The organism is Paenibacillus sp. Z3-2 (assembly GCF_054161325.1).
In genome coordinates, this window is sequence record NZ_CP096397.1 from 3,402,192 (window position 1) to 3,414,659 (window position 12,468).

The following is a 12,468-nucleotide window of genomic DNA, read 5'->3' on the forward strand; positions in this document are numbered from 1 at the left end:
AAATAATATGTTTATAATAGGCACCACAGAGGTGATCATGTTGCCGGATAACCAAAACCCAAGAGAGTTATTACAGATCATGGTACGTCGCTTCGGCTTGCTGGATAAAAATTGTTGCACGGTTGGAGAGCAGGAAATATCTTTAATCCAAAGTCATATCCTATATGAAATTGACCATCAACATGAGCCATCCATGCAACAAATTGCCGAAACGCTAGCCATGGATATTACAACCTTTAGTCGTCAAATACAGACGTTGATTAAGAAAAACCTGGTCTTAAAAACACCTCATCCTGAAGATCGGAGAGTATACATTCTGAGATTGACGGTAGAGGGGAAGTTTGTAGCGACAGCTATAGATCATCGGATGAATACACATCTGGAAGAGGTTTTTTCTTTCATGACCGATACAGAAAAAGCAATCGTTATGCAATCTGTTAAACTGCTGAATGATAGTATGTTAAAATCGAAAATGTGCTGTACGCCAGTGGGGTAATGAGCGATATTACCCCGTTACATTTCTCTGATACTTGTAATTTGCAAATATATTTAACTAACTACTGGAGGTCATTTGAAATGAATAACATTGAATTCAAACCAGTCGAGTCCTGTTGTGCACCTACGCTCACGGAAAAGCAGATCTCTCTTCAAGAGCCTGTACACCAAGGAGAGCTATCTCATTTACCTGTAGCCATCATTGGTGCTGGGCCTATTGGTCTGGCAGTAGCAGCACATCTGATTGAAGCTGGCCAATCATTTATCATTTTTGAGGCGGGGAGTAAAGTAGGTGAGAATATCTCCAAGTGGGGCCATGTTCGTCTATTTTCGCCATGGCAGTATAACGTAGATAAAGCAGCAGAAAGGTTGTTGACGAAGAATGGGTGGATTGCCCCATCTCCAGACGAATTACCGACGGGACATGAGCTGCGTGATCTGTATTTACTTCCGCTCGCAAAACTTCCGAAAATTCAAACGGATCTTCATTTAAATACACGTGTTGTGGGGATTAGTCGCAAAAATACAGATAAAATGAAAACCGTAGGCCGCGAGAAACAACCCTTTATGATCTATGTTGAAGAGGAGGGGAAGAACCGTCGGTATGAAGCTAGAGCTGTGATCGATGCTTCAGGAACGTGGGAACACGCTAACCCTGTGCTTTCTAGTGGTGTACTCACTCCTGGAGAGAAAGTTCTTCATGACCGTATATTCTATGGCATTCCGGATGTACTAGGGGAAGCGCGGGAGCGTTACACGAATAAACATGTTGCCGTTGTAGGAGGTGGGCATTCGGCCTTGAATACGTTACTTGATCTATCCGGTCTGCAAGAAATGGATTCAGGTACAAAACTGACCTGGTTGATGAGAAGAGATCAAGTAGAGGAAGCTTATGGTGGAGAAGCGAATGATCAACTGGAAGCCAGAGGTAAACTAGGAAGTCGAATTCATCAACTCGTTGATGCTGGAAAGGTCAACGTGATAACGCCATTTCATATTCAGGAACTTCAGCAGAAAGGCAATCAAGTCACCATCATTGGAGAGCAACGTGGTGTTATTCAGGAAATAGCTCAAGTGGATGAGATCATTGTGAATACAGGTAGCAGACCCGACTTTACCTTCTTAAGAGAGTTGAGGCTTAGCATTGACCAGATTACCGAAAGTGTCGAAACCCTGGCACCATTAATAGATCCGAATGTTCATAGCTGCGGCACCGTTCGTCCACATGGGGAGAACGAACTCCGTCAGATGGAACAAGGATTGTATATTGTAGGTATGAAGAGTTATGGACGTGCACCTACTTTCCTGATGGCTACAGGATATGAACAGGTTCGATCCGTTGTGGCCTTTTTAGTCGGTGATCTAGCAGCCGCTTTAAAAGTAGAGCTGGATCTACCGGAGACCGGTGTATGCAGTGTCAATCGCCGGCAAGTGAAGGCGGTAGCTGCGGAAAAGAGTGATTGCAGTACTTCTTGTACCAATTGAAAATGGAAGAGAGCTTACGAACACCCGAAGCGTTGGTTCTAATTTGAACCAACGCTTTTTTAGGTTAATTTGAATTAAACGTTGACTTCAATTTTTTTATATTATAATATAAGCATGCACTTATATTTAACGGAAGGAGGAAGTGATATGGATTCTATTCAAGAAGCAGCGGATAAGATTAAATTGCTGGGCGATAAAACACGTCTTACTATACTTACACTCCTCAAAGAACGTGAATGGTGCGTGTGTGAATTTGTAGAGATTTTAGACATGTCACAACCTGGAATTAGTCAGCATTTGCGCAAGCTGAAGGATCAAGGCTTGGTTAAAGAGAATAAACGTGGCCAATGGGTATACTACTCTTTAAATGTAGAGAATACACCCTATATTAGATCTGTCTTGGAACTGATGCCGGACACGGCAACGATTCTTAAGTCCTTGAATAAAGAGAACTTTACATCCGTTTGTAATTAATTTTTAATTAGTATATAAGTATATTGTTATATACAAATATAAATTTAGAGGAACTGAAAGAGGGGGAAGGTTTTGTTTTCCACGTTGTTAGCCTGCATTATCTTTTTAATTACGTTAGTCCTCGTCATCTGGCAACCTAAAAACCTGTCCATAGGTTGGTCTGCTTGCGGCGGAGCAATTCTCGCTCTACTTGTGGGTGTCGTCAATTTCCAGGACGTATGGGATGTGACGCAAATCGTGTGGAATGCCACGCTTGCATTTGTAGCGATCATTCTGATTTCGTTAATTCTGGATCGTATCGGATTTTTTGAGTGGGCTGCCTTACATATGGCCAAGGCTGCTCACGGCAATGGTGTCCGGATGTTTGTTTACGTCTCGATCTTGGGAGCTGTGGTTTCTGCCTTCTTTGCCAATGATGGAGGCGCACTGATTCTGACGCCGATTGTTCTAGCCATGGTACGCGCACTGAATTTCGATGAGAAAAAAGTATTTCCATTTATTATGGCTAGCGGATTTATTGCGGATACGACCTCTTTGCCACTGGTTGTAAGTAACCTGGTCAACATTGTATCTGCCGACTTCTTTGGCATTACCTTCATGGAGTACGCAGGAAGGATGTTTGTTCCGAATCTGTTCTCACTGGTTGCAAGTATCGGCGTTCTGTATCTCTTCTTCCGAAAAAGTATTCCCAAACGCTTTGATGCGAGCGAATTGAAACCACCAGTAACTGCCATTAAGGATATGAAAATGTTTCGGTTGTCGTGGGTGGTGTTGGGTGTTCTTCTCATTGGATACTTCACCAGTGAATTCGTCGGTATTCCCGTATCTCTTGTAGCAGGTGTTGTCGCAATATTCTTCCTGATCATGGCTTCCCGCAGTTCTGCTGTACCGACTGCATTGGTTGTCAAAGAAGCACCGTGGGCCATCGTATTCTTCTCCATCGGCATGTATGTCGTGGTCTATGGTCTACGTAACGTGGGTTTAACGGATCTCCTAGCCGTGGTCATTCAGGCTGTGGCGGATCAGGGATTGTTTGTTGCAACGATTGGTATGGGCTTTATTGCGGCAGTCATTTCATCCCTGATGAACAATATGCCTACCGTGCTGATTGATGCTCTTGCCATTGATGCAACAACGGCTACAGGAACGGTTCGGGAGGCGCTCATCTACGCCAATATTATTGGATCAGACCTGGGTCCCAAGATTACCCCGATCGGTTCACTGGCGACGCTGCTCTGGCTTCATGTGCTTAGCACGAAAGGCGTCAAAATCTCATGGGGCACTTACTTCAAGACAGGTATCATTATCACCGTTCCGACTCTGCTTATTACGCTAGTGGGTCTGTATCTGTGGTTAAGCATTCTATAATTCAAACAAAGAGGAGACGATGAACATGAGTAAAAAAACACTGTACTTCCTGTGCACAGGCAACTCTTGCCGGAGCCAAATGGCCGAAGGCTGGGCCAAGAAATATCTAAGTGAGGACTGGAACATTTATAGTGCGGGGATTGAGGCACACGGTCTGAATCCAAAAGCAGTGGAAGCCATGAACGAAGTTGACCTGGATATTTCTACTCAAACTTCCGATATCATTGATTCAGAATTGTTGAACAATGCTGATTTTGTAGTCACATTGTGTGGAGACGCCGCGGATAAATGTCCAATGACACCACCACATGTCAAGCGGGAACACTGGGGATTCGATGATCCTGCCAAAGCGCAAGGTACAGATGAAGAGAAATGGGCTGTATTCCAAAGGGTTCGTGACCAGATTGGGGAGCGCATTAAAACGTTCGCTGAAACCGGCAAATAATACAAACTGCCGGGAGAATGTTTCCCGGCTTTTCTAATTTCGAAAGGGGTGTTCGTGTTGAAAACAATGGAGATCTACGATCCTGCGATGTGTTGTTCTTCTGGCGTATGTGGTCCAGGTGTTGATCCGGAACTGATTCGTGTATCTGCTGTCGTCCATAATCTGCAGAAGAAACAGTTTCGGGTATCTCGCTATAATTTCATGCTGAAGGCGAAGCCAAGCTTGCGTGGATGAATATGCTGGGTGACGTGAAGCATCCGGATGGAAAAGCATTCGATCCTCAGCAGTGGGTAGATGGATTTTTAAGTAAATGATCAGGACCTGGGAACGGTTTGGGAACAAACGTACCACGAATGTTTTAGTCCACTGCCTCCACAACCGACTCATCGGATGAAAGTAACTTCTTAAAGTGAGGAGGATGGGAACAACGCCAACACACGAAACAGTAGCGGGACAAGAACTTGGTTCCATTACCGAAAAGGACAAGAACATATTCCGGTTACAGATTAGATGAGTATCTAATTGGGAGCGGTGAGCCTCTTTTGAGTGACTAAAACGCTGAAGGATGGATTATGATCAAGAGACCAGCTTCAATACTCGGAATTATTTCAACTGGAACTGTGACCCCATTTAAGATGGATAAATCAAGCTCGTCTAAGTTACTTTAGCAAAGAAGTGGAGAAGATGGTGAATATGCTTTTGTATCAAGGGGTAAAAGCATTGCCTATTGAAAATATGATACGGTTCACCCCCTTCTGTTAACAGCCGTAATACGCGCCAATAAGCGAATTAATTACGCTTGCAAGAAAAGTCAATGCCCGGAAATTCGCAGTATATCAGCGGATTTTTGGGCTTTTTCTTGTTGATTATTGTTATCGGATACCCTATATTAAGCCTCTTTGCTTTGTGAAACGAAACGCCGCAAAAAGCGTCGATTGCCGGAAACGGCCTCAGACCCTATGCTGACGTTAACCGCTCCCGGACATGCCGGAGCATGGAACTTATCGGGTGAACGGTAAACCAGCAGATGGAGGTGTGGGAATATGGCTTCACGAATGGACACAGCCGGCAAAGGCAAAATAGAAAGCGCATACAAGAAAAAGAAAAGCCAGGCTGCGGAGCGAAGACGAAGCATCTGGAACGGCATCAAGCGCGATCGCTTTTTGTATCTGCTTGCACTGCCGGGCATCGTGTTCTTTATCTTATTTAAGTACGTGCCGATGTGGGGGATCATGATCTCGTTTCAAAATTATTCGCCTTATCAAGGCATGTGGGCGAGTCCGTGGGTCGGGTTCGAACATTACATCCGTTTCTTTTCGAATCCCGACTTTCTGATCTTGTTCCGAAACACGATGGCGATCAATTTACTGTCGCTGATTTTTTTCTTCCCGCTGCCAATTTTGTTATCGGTCATGATGAACGAGCTGCGCGGCAACAAGTTCCGTAAAACGATCCAATCGATCGTTTATCTGCCGCATTTTCTGTCTTGGGTCATTATCGTCGGCATAACGTTTCTTCTTCTGTCTACCGGCGAAGGCATCATCAATCAACTGCTGGCAGCGGCCGGATTTAACAAAATCGACTTTTTGACCAATCCCAATTACTTCTGGGGTCTGCTGACGGTTCAATCGATCTGGAAAGATGCAGGCTGGGGTACGGTATTGTTCCTTGCCGCGATGGCCGGGATCGATCCGCAGTTGAACGAAGCAGCGAAGATCGACGGAGCGGGACGCTTCCGGCAGATCTGGCATATTACACTGCCGGGCATCCGTTCGGTCGTAATCATCCTGCTTATTCTGCGGATTGGACATATTATGGACGTCGGTTTCGAACAGGTTTTCCTGATGATGAACGGCGCCGTATCCGAAGTTGCAGATGTATTCGATACTTATGTGTATCGGCTTGGTATCAAGCAGGGCCAACTCAGTTTCAGTACCGCCGTCGGCGTGTTCAAATCGGTTGTAGGTCTGATCCTGGTTATCGGAGCGAACAAGCTAGCCAAGAAATTCGGCGAAGAAGGTGTTTATTAAGAAAAGGTTCATAGGAAGTTCCAATCGATGTGAAGAAACGAAAGGAGGCGCGAGTTTTTTATGCTCCAGTCCAAAAGCGATCGTCTATTCAATGCGACCAATCTATTTTTTCTGACTGTGATCGGTCTGGTCACGTTGTTTCCTTTGTATTACGTGCTGGTCGTATCGTTTAGCGACCCGGCAGAATTCATTCGTAACAAAGCGACGCTTTTCCCGAAAAAGTGGAGTCTCGATTCTTACCGGTATTTGTTGTCCACCGATTCTTTTATCCGTGCGATGGGCAACAGTGCGTTTCTGGCTACCGTCGGCACGGCGCTCAGTTTGTTCGTGACATCCTGTCTCTCTTATGCCCTGTCACGAAGACGGCTGCAGGGGCGGCGGGTGATGATGCTGTTGATTCTGCTGACGACGCTGTTCAATCCCGGTATTATTCCGCCGTACTTGTTAATCCGCGATCTCCATTTGATCAACAGTATCTGGTCGCTAATTCTGCCGGTGCTGACCAGCGGGTGGTATGTATTATTGATGAAAGGTTTCTTTGACAGTATCCCGCCCAGCCTGGAAGAAGCGGCCCGTATCGACGGCTGTAACGATATCGGCGTGTGGTGGCGTATCATTCTACCGCTGTCACTGCCATCGCTGGCCGCATTCGGCCTGTTTTACGCCGTAGCGTACTGGAACACCTTCTTCACGGCGCTGCTCTACATCAACGATTTCAACAAGCAGCCTCTTCAAGTCCTGCTGCAAAACATGCTGATCGACTCGTCGACGGCGTCGGGAGGAACGGCAGCGGCCGAGATGACGGCCGAGCAGCAGATTCCGTCGGAAACGTTGAAAATGGCCGCTGTTGTAATCGCAACCATTCCGATCCTGATGGTCTATCCATTTTTGCAAAAGCATTTCGCAAAGGGCGCGATGGTCGGTTCGGTAAAAGAGTAAGCGCAAGTACAAGCAGAGTTTGATTACCTATCCGAAGAAAAGGGGAGATTCAGAATGAGGAAGAAAATGAGAGCGAAGTTGGGATTGGTGTCAATTATGGTGCTGTCCCTGGCTGCAACGGCCTGCGGCAATCAAAATGCGGCATCCGGCGTTCCAGAAGATGGAAAGCCGTTGCCAGTCAGTATCATGTCGATGTATTTCACCCCGGAACCGCCCGGAGCGGACAATGTAATCGTTCAAGAGATCGAAAAGAAGACAAATACCGATCTCAATATCACCTGGGTATCGCCGAACAGCTACGGCGACAAGGTGAACGTTACGCTGGCATCGGGCGATATTCCCGATCTGATGCTGGTCGACGATCCCTTCTCGGCTCAGGTACGTACCATGGTGCAGCAGGGCGCATTCTGGGATCTGACGCCTTATATTCAAGACTACCCTAACCTGTCGGGGTTTCCGGAAGAGTCCTGGATCAACACCAAGCAGGCCGACGGCAAAAACTACGGGATTCCTCGTGTACGTCCGGTCGAAGGAGGCCCATTCCTGTTCCTGCGTAAAGACTGGCTGGACAATGTAGGCATGGACATTCCGGAAACGACAGACGAATTTTACGAAGTGCTCAAAGCATTTACAAAAAACGATCCCGATGGCAACGGTAAAGACGATACGATCGGATTCACAGGATTGGTCAATCAAAATAATATCGGCAGCTATGGGGCAATCGTTAGCGCATTCACGCAAAATACCGGAGATTGGAAAGAGGTCGACGGCAAGCTGGTCAACGTTAACCTGATGCCGGAAATGCGCGACGCTCTGGAATGGTTGAGCAAAGCTTATGCTGAAGGGTTGATTTCGGAAGATCTCGCCGTTCTGAAAGAGAGCCAGACCAAGGACCAGCTGAATGCGGGCCGTGCCGGCGGCGCCGTCAACACCGTCGAAGCGGCGTGGGAGCCGATGGAAGCTAATCTGAAGAGCAACCCGGACGCGGATTTCCTGCCGCTCATCTCGATGAACGGCTGGACCAACAAAGACGGCGGATTTTTCGGGATGTTCGTGATTCCCAAGACCGTATCGGAAGAAAAACTGAAAAAACTGCTTGAACTGATGGACTACGGCGCGTCGGAAGAAGGCGGAACGCTGGCTAGCTACGGTCTAGAAGGCGTTCATTATACCGAAGAGAACGGAATCAAGATGGCGACGGAGCAGGCTAAGACCGATATCGTTGGTTCGCAGGCGCTTGGTCAAATCTTCATGAATTATGACAAATATATGCGCGCGTATCGGGGCGGCATGCCGCAGGAGATCTTTGTGCGGAACAAAAAGATTATCGACGAGCGTGCAGAAATAAGTGTTCCTGACAAAGCGATTGGATTGTATTCGGAAACAAATATTTCGGTGGGACCTGAGCTGGCGAAGAATATTCAGGATATGAAAACCAAAATTATACTCGGCAAGCAGTCGCTGTCGGACTGGGACAATTATGTCGAGAAATTGAAAAACGATTCGGATCTGCAAAAAATTACGGATGAGCTGAATCAGGCTTATGCCGACCGTCAAGCGGCGCAATAAACGACCGGCGGAGTCATTCCGAAAAAGCAGGGTGTACACAGGAGGGCCTCCGGAAACGGGGGCTCTATTGTGTTTATTTTCCTTTTTACATAAAATTGTGTGGACTGCTAATAGCGTTTGGAAAAAAGGGGGAGCAGCTATGACTAATATTCGAAGCTGGCGAAATTTTCGGTTGTGGAGTCGAAGCCGGGAAGGAAAAGGACGCTTTTATCGCTACAGTCTGATCCTGGCGCTGTGCATGTCAAGCATCCCCACAGCGGTTATCGGTTTCTCGTCTTATGCGCTGGGTACGGCGCACATCGAACGTGAGGTCATGGGCAGCCACCGGGCACTTGTCGAACGATCGGCGGAAAGTATGGACGAACTGTTCGTGCAGGTAGAACAGTCTGCGGCCCGTTGGGCGCTCGATCCGAGACTCGACGCTGATCTGCGAAGAGCGGATCTTCGTATGGAATATCAGAGAACCCAGGAGCTGTACCGTTTTTTGGGACTGATGAAAGCGTCGTATCCGGAGTTGAAAGACGCAAAGCTGCTGCTTGCGCGCAGCGAGCCGCTTTTGCTGTCGGATACGGACGGGTTAAGAAATATTTCGTTCGCAGAAGATAGTAAGCGGTTTCAAAAGCTTGTCGATGCACCGTCCGATCTGTATTGGCTGGATGATTTTCGCTGGACCGCTTCCGAGAACGAAGAGGTCGTATTGGTCCGGAAGCTGCCCGGTTACGGAGAACCTTACGGAGCTCTTCTACTGAATCTGGACAGGAATCAGATTGAAGAACGGATGCGCCGGGCATCGTTCGACGATAAAGGCGCTTCGTTTCTGTATGCAAGTTCCGGTCCCCCTTTAATCCGTATGTCGGATGTGCTGCCGGACGATCCAATGCGAACTCCAACTTTCGAATCTGCGCTGCGTGAAGAACTTCGTACCCGGGTCTCGGACAAACCGGATTCTTATCTGTTCAAATGGCTGGGCAAAACATACTCCGTCTCCCACAGCCAACTGCAGCGGCCGGGGGTCGAATGGACTTACGTGACGGTGTCGCCTTTGGAAGCATTAACTCGCCCTGTCGTACTGCTCTCACGTTCGCTGCTCGCCGTCAGTTTGGCCGGCATGCTTCTGGCGCTGCTGATCGCCTGGTTGGCTTCGCATCGGCTGCATAGACCGATCAGTCGATTGGTAGAGATCCTCAGCGGTCAGTTCTCGCCGGCGCTTGCCCACTCTTCAGCGGATGGGGCTGCGGGAACGGCAGAATCGCCGGAAAAAGAAAAGGGCCTAAGCCGGCTGCTGCGTAAGATCCGCCTAAGCCAGCAGCCCAAAAGTGGAACGGCCGCTTCCGGAATCGAGAAGGCTGGACATCCATACGATGAACTGGACTATATCGAGACAAGTTGGCGCGGTCTGGCCGACGCCAAAAGAGAAGCCGAAGCCCGGCTTGAACACACGTATCCCGAACTGAGATCCGCCTTTTTGATGCAGTTGATGCAGGGACATTATCAAACTTTGAGCGAGCAGGAACTGCTGTCGCGAATGGAAAGATTCGGGTGGTCGATCCATCCCGACGAGCGGCTGTCGGTTTTCTTGATGCAGGTGGGCGTGCTGTCGCCGCCGGAATCGAAGTTCCGTGAAGAAGACGAACTGCTGATGACGTTCGCTGCCGCCAATGTAGCCCGTGAATTTGTAGAGCAACGTATGAAGCGTGCAATCGTTGTGAATTTTCAGGATTCGACCGCTGCCGTGCTGATTCCTTATTCCATAGATGAAAGCGGCGTTACGGCCGAGACGAATCGAGAATATATGCACGGTTTGCAAAGTTCAGCCGAAAAGATCCAAGGTGATGCTGCAAATGAAGAAAGCGATGAACAGCCGCTGAACGCACTGTGGAAAAGGCTGGGGGGAGAGTTGGCGGGCACGGTACGCTCTGTGCTGCGGCTGCAAACCCTAGTGTGCATAGGCAGTGCCTCCGGAATTCTGGAAGTGCCGGAGCTGCTTCATTCCCAGCGAGGTGCACTGCGTCATATTCCGCACGACGAAGATTGTCGGGTTCTGAATCTCGACGAATGGATGCCGGATCTAGATGAGCAGAGCACTTATCCATTCGAGCTCGAACGTGAGCTGCTCCGCTGCGTCAAGCTTGGCCAAATCGAGGAAGCGGCCGAGCTGACGGATGAATTGATCGATGAGCTTGCGCGCCGAGCGGTCTCGAAGCCGGAAATGCGTAATCTGACTATGCATCTACTCGGCAGTCTACTGCACACGATGATGGAGAACGGCGCTCAATCCGAGCACATCGACCGTATGGGATTGTATGAACGACTTGCCACTATACGCCAGCCCAAAGCGATAGCCGCCTTTGTGCGTACACAGGTATTGGAACCTTACGGCCGCGAGATCGGCAGCGCCGAGCGGCTGTATACTGATCGTCTCGCGGAACGAGTCAAGGAAGAGATCGAACGTGATTATACGGCAGATTTCTCGCTAGAGAGCTGTGCGGAACGTTTTGGCGTCAGTTCTTATACGCTCAGCCGCTCATTCAAGCAGGCCTATGGCAAAAACTTCGTCGATTATGTGATGGAACTTCGTCTTGAACGGGGCCGGGAGCTGCTATGCACGACCGACCTCAAAGTAAACGAGATCGCCGAATCGGTCGGATATCATCCCTCGTATTTTATCCGGCTGTTCCGCAAGCAGAAAGGCATGACGCCCGGGCAGTACCGAATGAAGAAAAACGGATAAAAAAGCGCGAAATCAAACTTTTTGCGTGTCTGTCGTATTAACTTTTAATACGGTAAGGAGGGATTACTATGTTTTTTTCTGAGGTAATTTGAATATATGACCCAGTCAACAATTGAGTTGGCGAAGTTTTGAGACGATTCAAATGGAGAAGATGAGTTATTAAAAATCAATGAAAAAATGTCGAGGGACAAGAACATATTCCCATTACCGATTAGGTGATTATCTAAGTGAGGGTGGTGGGTCTTTTTTGAGTGACTGAAACATGAATACACGAAAGCCTTTGTGGACGTAACGGTCGCAAAGGCTTTTACCTCTGCTATCAACGTATATAGAAATCATTCATTTCTGAATCGATATTGTCTCGGCGAGATGCCAACAAACTTCTTGAATTGACGCATGAAATGAGTGTCATTCTCGTAGCCGCATGAGTTAGCAATCTGGGTTACTGACATCTCACTATGATCCAAAAGATACTTCGCGCGTTCAAGCCTTCCGTTAATAATATCCATCATTACAGAACAGCCAAATAACTGCTTATATATACGCTGGAAATAGGATTTACTTAGATTTAATCGTGCAGCCAATTCCGTCACAGAAACGTTCTGGTGAGGAAAGCGGTAGAGATCATTACGTAGTTCCGTAAATCGCATGTAATAACGATTCAGTTGGTGAGGAGCAGTTCGTTCCCGTAAATCGGTTAATTTCATAAAAAAAGACCGAAGGTCACAATCCATAATTCGCTCACGTAACGGTCCGTCAAGCCGATAGATGTTCTGTAGTTCCATGATACACCTAGAAATAAGCAACGGATCAGATGCTTCAACGGGCGTATCCAAAGGGAAATTCAATTCCGCAAGAAATTCCGGTAAATCATCTCCATTACAATGAAACCAGTCGTTTATGAAAGGGCTCTCAATTTCGCGATAAGAATG

Annotated in this window: 10 protein-coding genes and 1 pseudogene; 10 read left to right on the forward strand and 1 reads right to left on the reverse strand. The window is 47.7% G+C overall.

Features of this window, described 5'->3' with window-relative positions; genetic code table 11:
- Positions 1–37: 37 nt before the first annotated feature.
- From M1D71_RS15150 to M1D71_RS15195, 10 genes and pseudogenes are all read left to right on the forward strand, one after another.
- Positions 38–496: a MarR family winged helix-turn-helix transcriptional regulator gene (locus M1D71_RS15150; RefSeq protein ID WP_458127260.1), complete on the forward strand. Its 459-nt coding sequence runs from the start codon at positions 38–40 to the stop codon at positions 494–496.
- Between the two features lie 80 nt (positions 497–576).
- Complete coding sequence (locus tag M1D71_RS15155; RefSeq protein ID WP_458122631.1) at positions 577–1,980, forward strand: NAD(P)-binding domain-containing protein; 1,404 nt, start codon at positions 577–579, stop codon at positions 1,978–1,980.
- Positions 1,981–2,127: 147 nt separating this feature from the next.
- Positions 2,128–2,454 carry an ArsR/SmtB family transcription factor gene (locus M1D71_RS15160; protein WP_458122632.1) on the forward strand — a complete coding sequence of 109 codons (327 nt, stop codon included), beginning with the start codon at positions 2,128–2,130 and terminating at the stop codon, positions 2,452–2,454.
- A gap of 72 nt (positions 2,455–2,526) precedes the next feature.
- The gene (locus tag M1D71_RS15165; protein WP_458122633.1) at positions 2,527–3,822 is read left to right on the forward strand and encodes an arsenic transporter; all 1,296 of its coding nucleotides are present in this window, start codon (positions 2,527–2,529) and stop codon (positions 3,820–3,822) included.
- Between the two features lie 25 nt (positions 3,823–3,847).
- Positions 3,848–4,267, forward strand: a complete 420-nt coding sequence (gene arsC / locus M1D71_RS15170; protein ID WP_047843093.1) for an arsenate reductase (thioredoxin) — start codon at positions 3,848–3,850, stop codon at positions 4,265–4,267.
- Between the two features lie 57 nt (positions 4,268–4,324).
- Positions 4,325–4,465 (forward strand): annotated as a pseudogene (locus M1D71_RS15175) (arsenic metallochaperone ArsD family protein); the annotation flags it as partial.
- An 845-nt stretch (positions 4,466–5,310) separates the two neighbouring features.
- The gene (locus M1D71_RS15180; protein WP_458122634.1) at positions 5,311–6,297 is read left to right on the forward strand and encodes an ABC transporter permease; all 987 of its coding nucleotides are present in this window, start codon (positions 5,311–5,313) and stop codon (positions 6,295–6,297) included.
- 60 nt (positions 6,298–6,357) lie between these two features.
- Positions 6,358–7,236, forward strand: a complete 879-nt coding sequence (locus M1D71_RS15185; RefSeq protein ID WP_458122635.1) for a carbohydrate ABC transporter permease — start codon at positions 6,358–6,360, stop codon at positions 7,234–7,236.
- A 54-nt stretch (positions 7,237–7,290) separates the two neighbouring features.
- On the forward strand, positions 7,291–8,805 hold the full coding sequence (locus M1D71_RS15190) for an extracellular solute-binding protein (RefSeq protein WP_458122636.1): 1,515 nt from the start codon (positions 7,291–7,293) through the stop codon (positions 8,803–8,805).
- 139 nt (positions 8,806–8,944) lie between these two features.
- On the forward strand, positions 8,945–11,536 hold the full coding sequence (locus M1D71_RS15195) for an AraC family transcriptional regulator (protein ID WP_458122637.1): 2,592 nt from the start codon (positions 8,945–8,947) through the stop codon (positions 11,534–11,536).
- A gap of 335 nt (positions 11,537–11,871) precedes the next feature.
- Here the strand turns inward: M1D71_RS15195 and M1D71_RS15200 are convergent, their stop codons facing one another.
- Complete coding sequence (locus tag M1D71_RS15200) at positions 11,872–12,321, reverse strand: helix-turn-helix transcriptional regulator (protein ID WP_458122638.1); 450 nt, start codon at positions 12,319–12,321, stop codon at positions 11,872–11,874.
- Positions 12,322–12,468: the final 147 nt, after the last annotated feature.

What these genes read in the sequence shown, in the direction of transcription:
- M1D71_RS15150 (WP_458127260.1), top strand. Translation starts at nt 38, where the DNA reads ATGTTGCCGGATAACCAAAACCCAAGAGAGTTATTACAGATCATGGTA.
- M1D71_RS15200 (WP_458122638.1), bottom strand. Translation starts at nt 12,321, where the DNA reads ATGGAACTACAGAACATCTATCGGCTTGACGGACCGTTACGTGAGCGA.
- M1D71_RS15160 (WP_458122632.1), top strand. Translation starts at nt 2,128, where the DNA reads ATGGATTCTATTCAAGAAGCAGCGGATAAGATTAAATTGCTGGGCGAT.
- M1D71_RS15155 (WP_458122631.1), top strand. Translation starts at nt 577, where the DNA reads ATGAATAACATTGAATTCAAACCAGTCGAGTCCTGTTGTGCACCTACG.
- M1D71_RS15195 (WP_458122637.1), top strand. Translation starts at nt 8,945, where the DNA reads ATGACTAATATTCGAAGCTGGCGAAATTTTCGGTTGTGGAGTCGAAGC.
- M1D71_RS15185 (WP_458122635.1), top strand. Translation starts at nt 6,358, where the DNA reads ATGCTCCAGTCCAAAAGCGATCGTCTATTCAATGCGACCAATCTATTT.
- M1D71_RS15190 (WP_458122636.1), top strand. Translation starts at nt 7,291, where the DNA reads ATGAGGAAGAAAATGAGAGCGAAGTTGGGATTGGTGTCAATTATGGTG.
- M1D71_RS15180 (WP_458122634.1), top strand. Translation starts at nt 5,311, where the DNA reads ATGGCTTCACGAATGGACACAGCCGGCAAAGGCAAAATAGAAAGCGCA.
- arsC (WP_047843093.1), top strand. Translation starts at nt 3,848, where the DNA reads ATGAGTAAAAAAACACTGTACTTCCTGTGCACAGGCAACTCTTGCCGG.